The 14,275-nt window shown below is 71.2% G+C and carries 14 protein-coding genes and 1 riboswitch; of the genes, 6 read left to right on the top strand and 8 right to left on the bottom strand.

Annotated elements, in window-relative coordinates; all coding sequences use genetic code 11:
- Nucleotides 1–4: 4 nt before the first annotated feature.
- A complete protein-coding gene (locus ACYVIH_RS10780) occupies nt 5–1,255 on the bottom strand; it encodes an alpha/beta hydrolase (protein ID WP_460869112.1) in 1,251 nt (416 codons plus the stop codon).
- A gap of 56 nt (nt 1,256–1,311) precedes the next feature.
- Between ACYVIH_RS10780 and ACYVIH_RS10775 the strand changes: the two genes are divergently transcribed.
- Entirely contained in the window at nt 1,312–2,715 is a 1,404-nt protein-coding gene (locus ACYVIH_RS10775) for a WS/DGAT/MGAT family O-acyltransferase (RefSeq protein WP_460869110.1), read from the top strand.
- Here the strand turns inward: ACYVIH_RS10775 and ACYVIH_RS10770 are convergent.
- The 4 genes from ACYVIH_RS10770 to kstD form a co-directional block, all read right to left on the bottom strand.
- Nucleotides 2,659–3,588 carry an alpha/beta fold hydrolase gene (locus ACYVIH_RS10770; RefSeq protein ID WP_460869107.1) on the bottom strand — a complete coding sequence of 310 codons (930 nt, stop codon included), beginning with the start codon at nt 3,586–3,588 and terminating at the stop codon, nt 2,659–2,661. The genes ACYVIH_RS10775 and ACYVIH_RS10770 overlap by 57 nt on opposite strands.
- Before the next feature lie 69 nt (nt 3,589–3,657).
- Nucleotides 3,658–3,993 carry a transglycosylase family protein gene (locus tag ACYVIH_RS10765; RefSeq protein ID WP_460869105.1) on the bottom strand — a complete coding sequence of 112 codons (336 nt, stop codon included), beginning with the start codon at nt 3,991–3,993 and terminating at the stop codon, nt 3,658–3,660.
- Between the two features lies 1 nt (nt 3,994).
- Nucleotides 3,995–4,149, bottom strand: a riboswitch (cyclic di-AMP (ydaO/yuaA leader).
- A 130-nt stretch (nt 4,150–4,279) separates the two neighbouring features.
- On the bottom strand, nt 4,280–5,164 hold the full coding sequence (locus ACYVIH_RS10760) for a MaoC/PaaZ C-terminal domain-containing protein (protein WP_460869102.1): 885 nt from the start codon (nt 5,162–5,164) through the stop codon (nt 4,280–4,282).
- Between the two features lies 1 nt (nt 5,165).
- The gene (gene kstD / locus ACYVIH_RS10755) at nt 5,166–6,902 is read right to left on the bottom strand and encodes a 3-oxosteroid 1-dehydrogenase (RefSeq protein ID WP_460869099.1); all 1,737 of its coding nucleotides are present in this window, start codon (nt 6,900–6,902) and stop codon (nt 5,166–5,168) included.
- Nucleotides 6,903–7,038: 136 nt separating this feature from the next.
- Here kstD and ACYVIH_RS10750 point away from each other — a divergent pair, with 136 nt between their 5' ends.
- From ACYVIH_RS10750 to hsaB, 5 genes are all read left to right on the top strand, one after another.
- Nucleotides 7,039–8,661, top strand: a complete 1,623-nt coding sequence (locus ACYVIH_RS10750) for an FAD-binding protein (protein WP_460869097.1) — start codon at nt 7,039–7,041, stop codon at nt 8,659–8,661.
- A gap of 103 nt (nt 8,662–8,764) precedes the next feature.
- Nucleotides 8,765–9,931 (top strand): 3-hydroxy-9,10-secoandrosta-1,3,5(10)-triene-9,17-dione monooxygenase oxygenase subunit, encoded by a 1,167-nt coding sequence (gene hsaA / locus ACYVIH_RS10745; protein WP_460869095.1) that lies wholly within the window; start codon nt 8,765–8,767, stop codon nt 9,929–9,931.
- A 2-nt stretch (nt 9,932–9,933) separates the two neighbouring features.
- Nucleotides 9,934–10,833 (top strand): 4,5:9,10-diseco-3-hydroxy-5,9,17-trioxoandrosta-1(10),2-diene-4-oate hydrolase, encoded by a 900-nt coding sequence (hsaD, locus tag ACYVIH_RS10740; protein ID WP_460869093.1) that lies wholly within the window; start codon nt 9,934–9,936, stop codon nt 10,831–10,833.
- A 13-nt stretch (nt 10,834–10,846) separates the two neighbouring features.
- Nucleotides 10,847–11,746, top strand: a complete 900-nt coding sequence (hsaC, locus tag ACYVIH_RS10735; RefSeq protein WP_460869091.1) for an iron-dependent extradiol dioxygenase HsaC — start codon at nt 10,847–10,849, stop codon at nt 11,744–11,746.
- The gene (hsaB, locus tag ACYVIH_RS10730; RefSeq protein ID WP_460869089.1) at nt 11,721–12,371 is read left to right on the top strand and encodes a 3-hydroxy-9,10-secoandrosta-1,3,5(10)-triene-9,17-dione monooxygenase reductase subunit; all 651 of its coding nucleotides are present in this window, start codon (nt 11,721–11,723) and stop codon (nt 12,369–12,371) included. The genes hsaC and hsaB overlap by 26 nt, the downstream gene beginning before the upstream one ends.
- 4 nt (nt 12,372–12,375) lie before the next feature.
- Here the strand turns inward: hsaB and ACYVIH_RS10725 are convergent, their stop codons facing one another.
- From ACYVIH_RS10725 to ACYVIH_RS10715, 3 genes are read right to left on the bottom strand one after another with little or no spacing between them, the layout of a single operon-like run.
- Nucleotides 12,376–13,038, bottom strand: a complete 663-nt coding sequence (locus ACYVIH_RS10725; protein ID WP_460869087.1) for a response regulator — start codon at nt 13,036–13,038, stop codon at nt 12,376–12,378.
- Nucleotides 13,039–13,047: 9 nt separating this feature from the next.
- Nucleotides 13,048–13,470: a sensor histidine kinase gene (locus ACYVIH_RS10720; protein ID WP_460869085.1), complete on the bottom strand. Its 423-nt coding sequence runs from the start codon at nt 13,468–13,470 to the stop codon at nt 13,048–13,050.
- Nucleotides 13,451–14,230, bottom strand: a complete 780-nt coding sequence (locus ACYVIH_RS10715) for a histidine kinase (RefSeq protein ID WP_460869083.1) — start codon at nt 14,228–14,230, stop codon at nt 13,451–13,453. The genes ACYVIH_RS10720 and ACYVIH_RS10715 overlap by 20 nt, the downstream gene beginning before the upstream one ends.
- Between the last annotated feature and the right edge of the window lie 45 nt (nt 14,231–14,275).

Here is a 14,275-nt window from a genome sequence, read left to right as displayed (position 1 = left end):
TCGGTCAGCCGTCCTTCGCCTGCTGCCACTGGGCGTAGTTCCACCGCAGGAAGCGGTCGACCCCGCGGACCACGTGGGCGCTGCGGATCGAGGGGAACACGTCGAACGCGTGCTGGGTGCCGGGCAGCTCGGCGTACGCCACCGGGTTCGTCGCCACCTCGCGCAGCCGGCGCACGAACTGCCGGGCCTGGTCGACCGGCACCAGCGTGTCGTGCGCGCCGTGGATCACGAAGAACGGCGGAGCGTCGGCGCGCACGCGCAGCAGGGGGGAGGCGCGCTCGAAGTCGGCGAGGTCGCGCCGTGGGTCCTTCTTCAGCACCCGTGGTCCGAGGAACGCGTCGCGCAGCCTGATCGCTCGACGGTCACCGGTCGCGCCGGCGCAGTCGTAGACCCCGTAGTGCGGCACTGCCGCCTGCAGGCTCGTGTCGGCGTGCTCGAAGCCGGGCTGGTACTCGGGGTCGTTCGGGGTCAGCGCCGCAAGCGCGCTCAGATGTCCCCCGGCCGAGCCGCCGGTGATCGCGACGTAGGACGGATCGCCGCCGTACTCCTCGATGTGCTCGCGGATCCAGGCGATCGAGCGCTTGACGTCGACCAGGTGGGCCGGGAACGCGTGCTTGGGGCTGAGCCGGTAGTTGATCGCGACGCAGACCCAGCCGCGGGCGGCCATGTGCAGCATCAGGGGGATGCCCTGCTGGTCCTTGTTGCCGATCGTCCAGCCACCGCCGTGGACCTGGAGCAGCACCGGCGCCCCCTGGACGGGCTCTCCGGCGCGCCGGTAGACGTCGAGGAGGCCGCGTCGGCCGCCGCCCTCGGCGTAGGTGAGGTTCTTCACGACCTCCACCTCGGGGTGCTGCATCCGGAAGGGCATCGCCAGCTGGCGCCACGGGGTGGCCAGGTCGACGTCGGTGTGCACCTTGGTGAGGTCGTCGAGGTAACCGGGTCCCAGGGCCTCGACCAACGCCCGGTCGACGTCGTCGCGAGCGTCCTGGGACTGGTGGATGAGGTAGCCCAGCCCGGCAACGCTGCCGGTGGCCAGCGCGAGCCCGGCGCGAGAGGCGTGACCATCGTGGCGCCGGAGCGTTGTCTGGGTGAGCATGTCGACCGCGGTCGCCGCGGCGAGGTGGGGGGCGAGCTCTCCGGTCAGCCAGCCCGCGAACATCTGGGGGATGCCGGTGACCCCGCCGGGGAACGGCCGCAGCGCGTTGGCGGTCAGGGCGGCGGTGACCAGCTGGCGACGCAGGAACTTGTCCGTCATGCGGCAAGTCTAGGCAAACTAGAACCTGTTATAGAAATGGGCGTAGGATCATGGGCATGGACCGACTCAGCGGGCTCGATGCGAGCTTCTTGTACCTCGAGTCCTCCACCCAGCTGCTCCACGTGTGCGGCGTGGTCATGATCTCCCCGGAGACCATGCCCGAGCGCTATGACTTCGAGACGCTGAAGCGGGGGATCGCCCGCCGGATCAGCTCGATGCCGGAGTTCCTGCGCACCCTGCACACCGTGCCCCTGCACCTGGACCACCCGGTCTGGGTGATCGACGAGGACTTCGACATCGACAGGCACGTCCATCGCGCCGCCGTGCCCTCGCCCGGCGGACCCGAGGAGCTCGCTGAGCTGGTCGGGCATCTCGCCGGGCTGCCGCTGGACCGCTCGCGACCGCTGTGGGAGATGGTCGTGATCGAGGGCCTCCGTGACGGGCGGGTCGCGGTCTTCACCAAGATGCACCACGCCACCGTCGACGGAGTGTCCGGTGCGAACCTGATCTCCAACCTCTGCAGTCTCGAGCCCGAGGCGCCGCCGCTGCCCGCCGAGCCTGCGCACCACGAGCGGGTCCCGAGCGACGTCGAGCTGGCCGCCCGGGCTCTGGTGTCGACCGCGACGAAGCCGCTGGAGCTCGCCAAGCTGCTCCTTCCCACCGCCGGCATCGTGACCAGCTGGATCGGCCGCGGCCGGGCGGGCAAGGCGATGCCGGCCCCGTTCACCGCACCCAGGACGTCGTTCAACGGCACGATCACCGGGCACCGATCGGCGGCGTTCGCCGACTTCGACCTCGACGACGTCAAGGCGGTGAAGGCCGCCGCCGGGGCGACGGTCAACGACGTGGTGCTGGGCCTGGTCGGCGGTGCGCTGCGCCGCTACCTCGCCGACCGCGGCGAGCTGCCGAGCGCCTCCCTGGTGGCGATGGTGCCGGTCTCGGTGCACGGGAAGTCACAGCGGACCGGCAGCAACAAGGTCTCGGGCATGTTCACCAAGCTCCACACCGACGTGGAGGACCCGCTCGAACGGATCCGCGCGATCGCGGCGACCAACGCCGACGTCAAGGAGCATCACGGTGCGATCGACGCCGACACGTTGCAGGACTGGGCACAGTTCGCAGCGCCGCGCACCTTCGGGATGGCGGTGCGGGTCTACTCCCGGCTCCGGCTCGCCGAGCGGCACCCGGTCGTGCACAACCTCGTGGTCTCCAACGTGCCGGGCCCCCCGGTCCCGGTGTATTTCATGGGGGCGCGGATCGACGCCCTCTATCCGCTCGGGCCGGTCTTCCACGGCGCGGGCCTCAACATCACCGTGATGTCGAACAACGGCCGGATGAACGTCGGCGTCCTCGCCTGCCGCGAGCTGGTGCCGAAGGTACGGGAGCTGGCCGCGCTGATCCCGTCAGAGCTCGACGCGGCGCTCGAGGCGCTTTCCGTCGCGCACGCGCGCGGCGACTGAGGCACACGCCTCGAGCAGGGTCGGGACGAACTCCTCCGCGGCCAGGACGCAGCCGGCGTGACCGGCGTCGGCCTCGTGGGTCGTGGCGCCGGGGATCCGGGCGGCCAGGGTCCGCTGACGGTCGGCGGGGATCACCCGGTCCCGTGCCATCACGACCACGGCGGTGGGCACGTCGATCCGGCGCAGCCAGGGCCGTGAGTGGTGCCTGCCGAGGGCAGCGACCGCCTGCGCGACGGCCCACGGGCTGGTGCTGCGGAACTCCGCCAGCGCCCAGTCGTGCAGGTCGCCCGGATCGTCGATGTCCATGAACCGGGCGGCGCTGCGTGCGGCGGCGAGCGCGGTCCGGGAACGGGCCAGGCCGCGGAGTGCGCCCATCGACAGGCCCATCGACTGGAAGAACATCATCTCCGCCGGCGACCTTCGGAACCTGTCCGTGGTCGCGCCGAGCACGAGGCCTGCGACCCGGTCGGGATGCTGCCGCCAGGTGCGCTGCGCGACGACCGAGCCCATCGAGTAGCCCGCGACGATGACGTCCTCGAGTCCGAGCGTCTCGATCACTGCGGCGGCGTCGTCGGCGCAGTCGTAGAGCGAGAACTCCTCGGAGGTGATGCCCTGGCCGTGCCACCGCTGGTCGAGGGTGACCACCCGGTAGCGCTCGGTGAGCGCGGGGATCGACGGGAACCACGTGAGCAGACCCGTGCAGCCGACGGCGTGCAGCAGGAGCACTGTCGGGGCCCCGTTCGGTCCGGGGGAGTCGGTGACGTACGTCGACCCCCGGCCGGGAAGCTCGACCAGGCGTCCCTCGGGGATGCTCAGGGACGGTAGCGGCACCGCCCTGCGGACGGCCGCGCGGCGCATCGCCCTGGTGGTCACGAAGCTCTCCTCAGGGACGACGTCGACGACCGGAAAGGTAGAACGTGTTCCACCTTTCCGGTCGTCACACTACCGCAGCCCGATCTTGCGGGAGCAGTGCGGCCAGGCGCCCCACCCCTGCGCGCGACGGACCTTCTCGGCGATCCTGATCTGCTCGCGCGGCATGGCCCGGTGGGCGTTGCGGGCGAACTTGCGACCACCGAACGCCCGCCACGTCGACGGGCTGAACTGCAGGCCGCCGTAGTAGCCGTTGCCGGTGTTGATGTGCCAGCGCTGGCCGGACTCGCACTGGGCGAGCCGCTTCCAGGTCCGGAGCGTCGCGGCCTCGGCAGGTGCGGCCACCAGGTTCGGGGCGAGTGCGGCAAGGAAGGCGACGACCGTCGCCAGGAACATGCGTGAGCGCATGACGGAACCTCTCGGACGCCTGCGAGGTGAGCTGTCGGGTTCGGGCGGAAAGGTGTGCCCGGCCTCGCTCGTCGTACGACGGTGGAGGCTTCACCCCGAGGTCCGGGGACCGTGAAGATTCGGTTCCCCCGCTCCTGCCCCTGGTGATGCTCGTCGGTGCCGGCCGGGAGCGGGACAGGACTCGGCGTTGCCCACGGACGGCGCTCCGCCGGGACGCGGAACCCGTCCAGGCTAGGCAGACGACACGTGCCGGCCCAACCGGACCGGCGTGAACGTGACCAGGCTCTCAGGCGCGGGTGAGGACCGCGTCGGCGAGCACTGGCGCGCCGTCCCGCGCCGCGTCCGGGCTCGCCACGGTGGCCGAGACCAGGATCTGCTCGCCCTCGTCCCAGGCACGGACCCGGATCGTCTCGCCGGGGAAGACCACGCCGGCGAAGCGGGCGGAGAATCCGGCGACGGCGGAGGTGTCCGCGTCGAGGAGGGCGTCGACGACCTCGCGCAGGGTGATCCCGTAGGAGCACAGTCCGTGCAGGATCGGTGCCGGGAACCCGGCCCTCGCAGCGAACTGCGGGTCGGCGTGGAGCGGGTTCCGGTCGCCGCACAGCCGGTAGAGCATCGCCTGGTGCGGTGTCGTCGCGTAGCTGACGTCGGCGTCGGGTGCGCGGTCGGGCAGGTCCACCTTCGTGGACGGTCCGCGGTCACCGCCCCAACCGCCCTCACCGCGGACGAAGATGCTCGAGCGGGTCGTGAACAGCGGCTCCCCGGACTCGTCACGGGCCTCGCCCTCCTGCACGATCACCGCGGCCTTGCCCTTGTCCCACACGTCGCTGATCCGGGTGCGGACCGTCGCCCGTGCCGCCGTCGGCAGCGGGCGGTGCAGGACGATCTCCTGGCTTCCGTGCAGCACGCTGGCCAGGTCGATGTCACAGCCGGGCAGGTCCAGGCTCGGCGGCGCGGTGGCGTGGAAGGTCGGCGCCACGACCCCGAACGACGGGAGCACCTGGAGCTGCTCGTCGTCGAGGGTGTACCGCAGTGCTCGGGGGTCGGTCTGGTCGCCGGGACGGGCGCCCGCACCCACGCCGAGGTGGTAGAGCAGGACGTCGGACTCGGTCCACGCGAAGGTGACCTCGGACAGCTCCGCGCCGATGGCCTTGTCGGGGTCGATGGGCATGTCAGCTCTCCTCTGCGGTCCGGACGGGGGACTGCTCGACCGTTACCGGGCGGGCGAGGTCGAGCGCGGCCAGGTAGCCGAACACGATGGCCGGGCCGATCGTGGACCCGGCGCCCGCGTAGGTGTTGCCCATCACCGCGGACGAGGCGTTGCCGGCGGCGTACAGGCCCGGGATCACCGAGCCGTCGGGCCGCAGCGCACGCGCGTGCTCATCGGTGACCACGCCGCCCTTGGTGCCGAGGTCGCCGGGGACGATCTTGACCGCGTAGAACGGGGCCTCGTCGATCGGGCCCAGGCACGGGTTCGGCTTGTTGGTCGGGTCGCCGTAGTACTTGTCGTAGGCGCTGTCGCCGCGGTGGAAATCGGTGTCCACGCCGGTGCGCGCCATCTCGTTGAACCGCCGAACCGTCTCGGCGAGTCCGGCCGGGTCCACGCCGATCTGCTCGGCGAGTCCCTCGACCGTGTCGCTCTTGAATAGCGTGCCGTGCTTGTACCAACGGCCGGGGAAGGGCTGGCGCGGCCCGAGTCCCGCGAACAGGTACCGGTTGCGGTAGCGCTGGTCGAGGATCATCCAGGACGGCACGTGGCCCACCCCGGTCGCGGCTTCGCCGTCGTACATCGCGTGCACGGCGTCGACGTACGGCGAGGCCTCGTTGGCGTACCGCTTGCCGGCCTGGTTCACGATGATCGCGCCGGGCAGGTTGCGCTCCGAGAGGCAGAAGTACGGCCCGCCGGTGAGCGGGATCGTCGGGCCCCACCACGCGTCGTCCATCAACGCGATGTCCGCGCCGGCCGCGATCCCGGCCTCGATGCCGCCGCCGGTGTTCGACTCCGCGCCGGTCGTCCAGTCGGTGGTGATGGGGGAGCGCTGGTACTTCTCCCGCATCTCGAGGTTCTTCTCGAAGCCGCCGCTGGCGAGCACCACGCCGCGGCGGGCGCGCACCGTGACCTCGGCGTCCTCCCGGCGGAGGCGTACGCCGGCCACGCGGCCGTCGTCGAGAAGCAGCTCGGTGAGCTCGGTGTCGTACCAGACCGGGACACCGGCGTCGAGCAGCCCCTTGCGCAGGCCGATCGCGAGCGCGGCGCCCATGGCGTACATCGGTCGGCGCAGCAACAGGTTCAGCACCCGCCCGGCGACGATCCGCAGCGTGGTGATCGGGCCCTTCAGGGTGCGCATCGCCAGGCTCATCCAGCGGTAGTCGGCCTGGGTGACGACCATCCCTGCCGGGGCCTTCGCGTAGGGCGGGTGGAGTCGGGCGAGCTCCGCGCCGATCAGCTTGCCGTTGACCGGACGCGGCTCGACACTGCGGCCGATCGCACGGCCGCCCGGTGCCTCGGGGTAGTAGTCGGAGTACTCCGGGACCCACATGAAGTCGACGGCCGAGTGGTCGCGGACGAACTCGAGCGCCTCGGGCCCCCGCTCGAGGAACGCGTTGCGGCGCTCCTCCGGGACCACGTCGCCGACGATCGAGGCCAGGTAGGTGCGGGCGTCCTCCAGGCTGTCCGGCACGCCGGCCGCTCTGAGCGCGTGGTTGTTCGGGATCCACACCCCGCCCCCGGAGCGAGCCGTCGAGCCGCCGAAGTAGGCGCTCTTCTCGACCACGACCGTCCGTAGCCCGTGGTGGGCGGCGGCGAGCGCGGCGGTCATCCCGGCGCCGCCGGCTCCCACGACGACGACGTCGACGTCGTCTTCCTGGTGCGCAGCTTGCGCGGCGTCCTGGGGAACGGGGCGAGCCATGTGACCTCCAGCAATCGGGGGCAAAACTGTAACAGGTTCCAGTTGCGCGGGGCATCCCGGTCAGGTCTTGCTCCCTCGGGTGCTGCCCGGCATGATGAGGCGGCAAAGTAAGAACGCGTTCTACTTGAGGAGAGTCGTGGCCGCACAGTCCTGGGATGCCGAGGCAGATGTCGTCGTGGTCGGCTTCGGTGCCGCCGGGGCGTGCGCCGCGATCGAGGCGGCGGAGGCCGGTGCCGACGTGCTGGTGCTCGACCGGTTCCTCGGTGGCGGTGCGAGCGCGATCAGCGGCGGCGTCGTGTATGCCGGCGGGGGGACGCCCCAGCAGCGCGAGGCCGGGATCGAGGACACCCCCGAGCAGATGCTCGCCTACCTGCGGCTCGAGACGGCCGGCGCGGTCTCGGAGGAGACGCTGCGCTCCTTCTGTGACGGCTCGGTCGACATGCTGGTCTGGCTGGAGAGCCACGGCGTGCCGTTCGAGGGCAGCTCTGCGCCGTACAAGACCTCCTACCCGACCAACAAGCACTACCTCTACTACTCCGGCAACGAGCTCGCCGGTCCTTCCCGGGCGGTGGCCGCTCCGGCGCAGCGCGGCCACCGCGCGAAGGGGAAGGGCACCTCGGGCAAGGCGCTGTTCGGACCGCTGCGCGCGGCCGTCGAGCGACGCGGGGTGCGCGTGCAGCCGCTGACCCGCGCCGAGGAGCTGGTCACCGACGAGTCGGGCGCGGTGGTCGGTGTCGTCTGCAGGACCGTCGAGGGCGCGCCGGCTGCGGTGCTCCGGCAGTTCCGCTGGATGGCGTCGAAGGTCGGCAAGCTCAACCTCTGGTACCGCCCGCTGGGCAAGCGGCTCAGCCGCAGGATCGAGCGGATCGAGCGCACGCATGGCCGGCGCTGGGCGGTCAGCGCTCGTCGCGGGGTCGTGCTGGCGGCCGGTGGGTTCGCCTTCAACCGCGAGCTGGTCCGCGAGCACGCGGCGCCGTACCTCCCCGGGCTGCCGCTCGGCACGCTGGGCGACGACGGCAGCGGTATCGGGCTCGGCCGCTCGGTCGGCGCCGCGACGAAGTACCTCGACCGCGCCTCGGCCTGGCGGTTCTTCACGCCGCCGTCCGAGCTGGCCAAGGGCGTGCTGCTCGGGCCGGACGGGTCGCGGGTGTGCAACGAGTCGCTGTACGGCGCCGCCGTCGCCGAGGCGTTGATCCACGAGCACGGCGGCACCGCCCACCTCCTCGTCGACCGGCGGATCCTCGACGTGGCCAGGAAGCAGGTGTCCGCGCAGACGCTGTGGTTCCAGCGGCTCCAGACGCTCACGATGTTCGGGTCCGGGAGGGTGGAGGGGCGCACCGTCCGCGAGGTCGCCGAGCGAGCCGGGATCGACCCGGTCGCCGCGGAGCGGACGGTGGCCGCCTACAACGAGACCGTCCGCAGCGGGGTCGAGGACCCGCTCGGAAAGCCCGCCGACCAGCTGCAGGAGATCGGGCAGCCGCCGTACTCGCTGATCGACATCTCGGTGCGGTCCTCGGTGGGCTTCCCGTGTCCCACGATGACCCTCGGCGGGCTCGCGGTCGACGAGCAGACCGGGGCGGTGCTCGACACGCAGGGCCGGGCGGTGCCGCGGTTGTACGCCGCGGGCCGGACCGCTGCAGGGATCTGCTCGAACTCCTACGTGAGCGGCCTCTCGCTGGCCGACTGCGTCTACTCCGGCCGTCGTGCAGGTCGTTCGGTCAGCCGTGCGGACCACGCGGTGGAGGAAGTGGGCAGCTGACGTGGAACACGTTGCAGAACGATCTCGCAAAAAACGAGAACGTGTTCTAGTATTGAGGTGATCGGAGCGCAGCCCGGCGTTCCCCGGCTCTTGGGAGTAGCAGATGTCGAAGGCAGTCCTCGACGCGGTGCGTGACCTGTTGCCGCAGTTCCGTGAGCGCGCCGACGAGGCCGAGCGGCTGCGTGTCGTGCCGGAGTCCTCGATCAAGGACCTCGAGGCGAGCGGGTTCTTCCGGATGCTCCAGCCGCGCCGGTTCGACGGACTCGAGAGCGACCCGGTCGACTTCTACACCGCGGTGCGGATGATCGCGAGCGCCTGCGGCTCGACGGGCTGGGTCTCCTCGGTGCTGGGTGTCCACCCCTGGCAGGTGGCGCTGTTCCACGACAAGGCCCAGCAGGCGGTCTGGGGCGAGGACACGAGCACCCGGCTGTCCTCGTCGTACGCCCCCACCGGGAAGGCCGTGCTCACCGACAGCGGATATCAGCTCAGCGGGCGGTGGAGCTTCTCCTCCGGCTGCGACCACGCCAGCTGGGTGCTGCTCGGCGGCCTGGTGTCCAACGCCGAGGGGCAGGTCGTCGACTTCAAGACGTTCATGGTGCCCCGGTCGGACTACACGATCGAGGACGTCTGGAACGTGGTCGGCCTGCGCGGCACCGGCTCCAACGACATCGTCGTCGACGACGTGTTCGTGCCCGAGGAGTTCACGCTGAGCATGGGCGACACGGGTCGCTGCTTCGGGCCGGGCCAGGAGCAGAACACCTCCGACCTCTACAAGCTGCCCTTCCACTCGATCTTCACCTCGACGATCACCGCGCCGATCGTGGGCATGGCGTCCGGGGCCTACGACGAGCACGTGGAGATGCAGCGCAAGCGGGTGCGGGCGGCGTACATCGCCGAGAAGGCGGTCAACGACCCGTTCGCGAGCGTCCGGATCGCCCGTGCCGCCAGCGAGATCGACGCCGCCTGGGCGTTGCTGATGAACAACATCCGCGAGATGCAGCAGCTCGTCGCCGCGGGAGAGAAGATCCCGCTCAACGTGCGGCTCAAGGTGCGCCGCGACCAGGTGATCGGCACCGAGCGCGCCGTGGGTGCGATCGACACCCTGTTCGAGGCCTCCGGCGGGCGGGCGCTGGCGGAGGGCACCTACCTGCAGCGCGCCTGGCGCGACGCGCACGCGGGGCGGGTGCACGCCGCCAACGACCCCGAGCGGGCGCTGGTGATGTACGGCGCCGTCGAGTTCGGCCAGAAGATCGACCCGGGGATGTACTGAGCATGGGTGACCTGACGCGGGAGTCCACCAGCCGGTTCGCCAAGGCCGGTGACCTGACCCTGCACTACCACGAGGCGGGCGCCGCCACCGAGACCGGCGGCGGACTGCCGCTGGTGATGCTGCACGGCGGTGGGCCAGGCGCCTCGGCCTGGAGCAACTTCGGATCCTCGCTCGAGCCGTTCGCGGGCCTGTTCCGGACCCTGTTGGTCGACCAGCCAGGGTTCGGCGAGTCCGACAAGCCCGAGGTCGAGGGGCACTTCTTCACCTTCGCGGCCGACAAGCTCGCGGCGCTGCTCGACGAGCTGGGCATCGAGAAGGTCCACCTGCTCGGCAACTCGCTCGGCGGCGGGACCGCGGTCCGGTTCGCGTTGAAGTACCCCAGGCGAGTCGGCCGGCTGATCCTGATGGGACCCGGCGGTCTCAGCCTCAACCTCTTCGCGCCGGATCCCACCGAGGGCATCAAGCGGCTCTACGAGTTCGGCGCACCGCCGGGCCCGTCGAAGGAGAAGATGGCCGCGTTCATCAGCACGATGGTCGCCGACCAGTCGCTGGTCACCGACGAGCTCGTCGAGGAGCGTTTCGCGTCGGCGACCGCACCCGGCGTGGCGGAGGCGATGGCCTCGATGGGCGCCTCCTTCGCCAAGCCCGAGACCTTCGAGGAGGGCTTCCTCTGGCGCGAGGCCTACAAGCTTCGGCACCCGGTGCTGCTCACCTGGGGGCGCGAGGACCGGGTGAACCCGCTCGACGGGGCGCTGGCCGCGCTGAAGCTGATCCCCAAGGCGTCGTTGCACGTCTTCCCCAACTGCGGCCACTGGGCCCAGATCGAGGCGGCCGAGGAGTTCTTCGCCGTCGCCTCCGGCTACCTCGCCCTGCACCACGAGAAGCCCCGCACCCACGACTGACCAGGAGACCCCCGTGATCGACATTCGCACCCTCGGCTACGTCAGGGTCGAGAGCACCGACCTCGAGCAGTGGCGGCACTTCGCCGGCAAGGTGCTCGGTCTGGTGGAGGCCCGCGGCCCGAACCCCGACCACCTGTACTTCCGGATGGACGAGATGTCCTCACGGATCGTGGTCGTCCCCTCCGAGCAGGACCGGATGGGCTGCACCGGCTGGGAGGTCGCCGACCATCGCGCGCTCTCCGCCGCCGTGGACCACCTCAAGCATCACGGCGTGGAGGTCGAGGAAGCGACCGCCGACGAGCTCGCCGAGCGCCGGGTCGAGGGGATGATCCGGTTCGAGGACCCGTTCGAGAACGTCTTCGAGCTCTTCCACGGGGCCACCTACGAAGCCCGCCCGCTGGTCACCCCGTACGCGAACACGTTCGTCACCGGTGAGCAGGGCCTGGGCCACATCGTCCTCCCGGTGGCCGACGACGAGGAGGCGCTGCGCTTCTACACCGACGTCCTCGGCTTCCGGCTGCGCGACTCGATGCGGATGCCGGGGGAGTTCGTGGGCAAGGAGCCGGGATCCACCGCCTGGCTGCGGTTCCTCGGCTGCAACCCGCGGCACCACAGCCTCGCGTTCCTGCCGATGCCCAACCCCGCCAAGTGCGTGCACATCATGGTCGAGGTCGACAAGCTCGACGACGTGGGCCGGGCGCTGGAGCGGGTGCGCAAGCACAAGGTGCCGCTGAGCGCGACGCTCGGTCGCCACATGAACGACCAGATGGTGTCCTTCTACGTCAAGTCACCCGGCGGCTTCGACGTGGAGTACGGCACCGAGGGCCTCACCGTCGACGACGAGAAGTGGATCGCGCGCGAGAGCACCGCGGTCAGCTACTGGGGGCATGACTTCAGTGTCGGACATCAGTGAGCTGCCCGCCGGCATGAAGCCGGACGCACGGGAGTCCTGGCCGAGCCAGGAGCTGATCGACTCGTGGCTCGGTCAGTTCGACTTCGACCTGGAGGACCGATCGGTCCGCGTGCCCGACGACGACCCCGATGCCGAGCAGAGCGCCCGCAAGTTCCGCGACGTGCTCGGCCGGTTCTGCACCGGGGTCACCGTGGTGACGAGCATGAGCAACGGCGAGCCGGTCGGGATGACCTGCCAGTCGTTCAGCTCGGTCTCCCTCGACCCACCGCTGGTGCTGTTCTGCCCGGCGAAGAGCTCGCGCGCGTGGCCGCAGATGCAACGGGCCGGCCACTTCTGCGTGAACCTGCTCTCCCACGACCAGCTCGAGCTGTCCAACGCCTTCGCCCGCAAGGGCGCCGACAAGTTCGCCGGTGTCTCCTGGCGGCCCTCGGCCACCGGGGCGCCGCTGCTCGACGGGGTGCTCGGCTGGGTGGACTGCACGATCTACGCCGTCCACGAGGCGGGCGACCACTACGTCGTGATCGGCCGGGTGATGGACCTCGGCGTCGAGGACGCGCCGCATCCGCTGCTGTTCTACCGGGGGCAGTACGCCCGCACCGACGCAGCCCGCGACATCGCCGGCTGACCCGTCACCTGGGGCTGACGACGCCCGACTCGTAGGCGAACACGACGGCCTGCGCCCGGTCGCGCAGCTGCAGCTTGGCCAGCACCTTGCCCACGTGTGTCTTCACCGTCTGTTCTGCCAGGAAGAGCGCGGCGGCGATCTCCGCGTTGGACATGCCGGTCGCGACGAGCTCGAGCACCTCGCGCTCCCGGGGGGTGAGGTTGCGCAGACCGGCGTCGTCGGGACGGACCGGCGCCCGCCGGCGTACGGCGTCCTCGATCAGCCTGCGGGTGATCGGAGGAGCGAGCAGAGCGTCGCCCGCGGCAACGACGTGGACCGCCCGGACCAGCTCGGCGGCCGGGGCGTCCTTGAGCATGAAACCGCTCGCTCCCGCCCGGAGCGCCTCGAAGACGTAGTCGTCGACGTCGAAGGTGGTCAACATCAGGATCCGCGGCGCGGGGTCGAGGCGCCTGCGCATGATCTCCGCGGTGGCGTCGAGGCCGTTCATCTCGGGCATGCGGACGTCGAGCAGCACCACGTCCGGGCGCAGCCGCACCACCTCGCGGACGGCGGCCGCGCCGTCGGCGGCGTCGCCGACCACCACGAGGTCGGGGTCGGCCGACAGCAGGGCTCGGAAGCCCTCGCGAACCATCGCCTGGTCGTCGGCGATGAAGACCCTGGTCGGCACGGTGCCAGCCTAGGACCGTGCCGCGTCCGGGGTCGTCGCGACACGTGCCGTCTTGGGCACCTCGGCCCGGACGACGAACCCTCCGCCGGGCTGCGGTTCGGCTGTCAGGGCACCTCCGAGGGCGTGCACCCTCGCCCTCATCCCGACGATGCCGGCGCCGCCGTGTGGAGAGGCGGCGCTTGCGGGCCCCTGCTCCCCGCCCCGTACCGTGGGCCGGCCGTTCGAGACCACCACCCCCACGGCCTCGGCCGTGTACGTCAGCTCGACCGAGACCGCTGCCCCGGGAGCGTGCCGGGTGGCGTTGGCCAACGACTCCTGGATCACGCGCACCACGACCATCGCCGAGGCCGGTCCGCAGTCCGCGGGCGAGCCGGAGATGTCCCAGGACAGGTCCATCCCTGCGGCCCGGGCCTCACGCAGCAGGGGCTCCACCTGCTCCAGCCCAGGTTGGGGAAGCGCCTCGGCGAGCTGGCCGTCGCTGCGCAACACACCGAGCATGCCGCGGACCTCGTTGAGGGCCTGACGAGCCTGCTCGCCGATGGAGTCGAACTCTCGCTGCACGGCGGGAGTGACGCCACCCAGGCGCTGCGGGGCGCTCTTGCGCCTGGACAACGACCAGGGACATGCTGTGGGCGACCACGTCGTGGAGGTCGCGGGCGATGCGGCTGCGCTCCTCCAGAACCGCCCGCCGGGCCCGTTCGAGCTCGCTGACCTGCTCCTGTCGGGCGAGCTCCCGGCGGGACAGCACCAGCCAGCGCACCAGCAGCGCGACGACGGTCAGCATGGTCCCGCCGACCGCCCACCCGGCCCGTAGGTCGCCGGGCATGAAGACCAGGAAGAGCGCGGTGGTCCCCGCCCACATGATCCCGATCTCGCGCGCGGAGGCGCGCAGTGCCACGGCGACCAGCAGCGCCAGCAGGACCAGGAAGTGGGGGACCGGCCACGGGAACCCGTACTCCGGCAAGGGCTCCAGCGAGATCGCGACCATGAGGGCGACCACGGCGCTGCTCGCCCAGCCCGCGAACGGCTGGGTCCGCAGCAGCACCAGCGGTGCCGCCCCGGCGGCCGCGACGAGAGGGGCGATGGAGTCGGCCACCTGGTGCGTGACGAACAGCGTCGGCCAGGTGATCGCGAACGCAGCCAGCACGGCGATCGTGGCGAGCACGTCCCAGCCGCGCGGGCTCCTGGGCACCAATCTGGCGGCCCCCCTGGGCACGGCTGCCACCGACGCCCGGAT

The organism is Nocardioides pakistanensis, from assembly GCF_054781215.1.
This window is presented reverse-complemented; position numbering and strand designations above follow the sequence as displayed.

Coding starts and splice junctions, on each gene's coding strand:
- ACYVIH_RS10780 (WP_460869112.1), bottom strand. CDS start 1,255: ATGACGGACAAGTTCCTGCGTCGCCAGCTGGTCACCGCCGCCCTGACC.
- ACYVIH_RS10775 (WP_460869110.1), top strand. CDS start 1,312: ATGGACCGACTCAGCGGGCTCGATGCGAGCTTCTTGTACCTCGAGTCC.
- ACYVIH_RS10765 (WP_460869105.1), bottom strand. CDS start 3,993: ATGCGCTCACGCATGTTCCTGGCGACGGTCGTCGCCTTCCTTGCCGCA.
- ACYVIH_RS10760 (WP_460869102.1), bottom strand. CDS start 5,164: ATGCCCATCGACCCCGACAAGGCCATCGGCGCGGAGCTGTCCGAGGTC.
- kstD (WP_460869099.1), bottom strand. CDS start 6,902: ATGGCTCGCCCCGTTCCCCAGGACGCCGCGCAAGCTGCGCACCAGGAA.
- hsaA (WP_460869095.1), top strand. CDS start 8,765: ATGTCGAAGGCAGTCCTCGACGCGGTGCGTGACCTGTTGCCGCAGTTC.
- hsaD (WP_460869093.1), top strand. CDS start 9,934: ATGGGTGACCTGACGCGGGAGTCCACCAGCCGGTTCGCCAAGGCCGGT.
- hsaB (WP_460869089.1), top strand. CDS start 11,721: ATGACTTCAGTGTCGGACATCAGTGAGCTGCCCGCCGGCATGAAGCCG.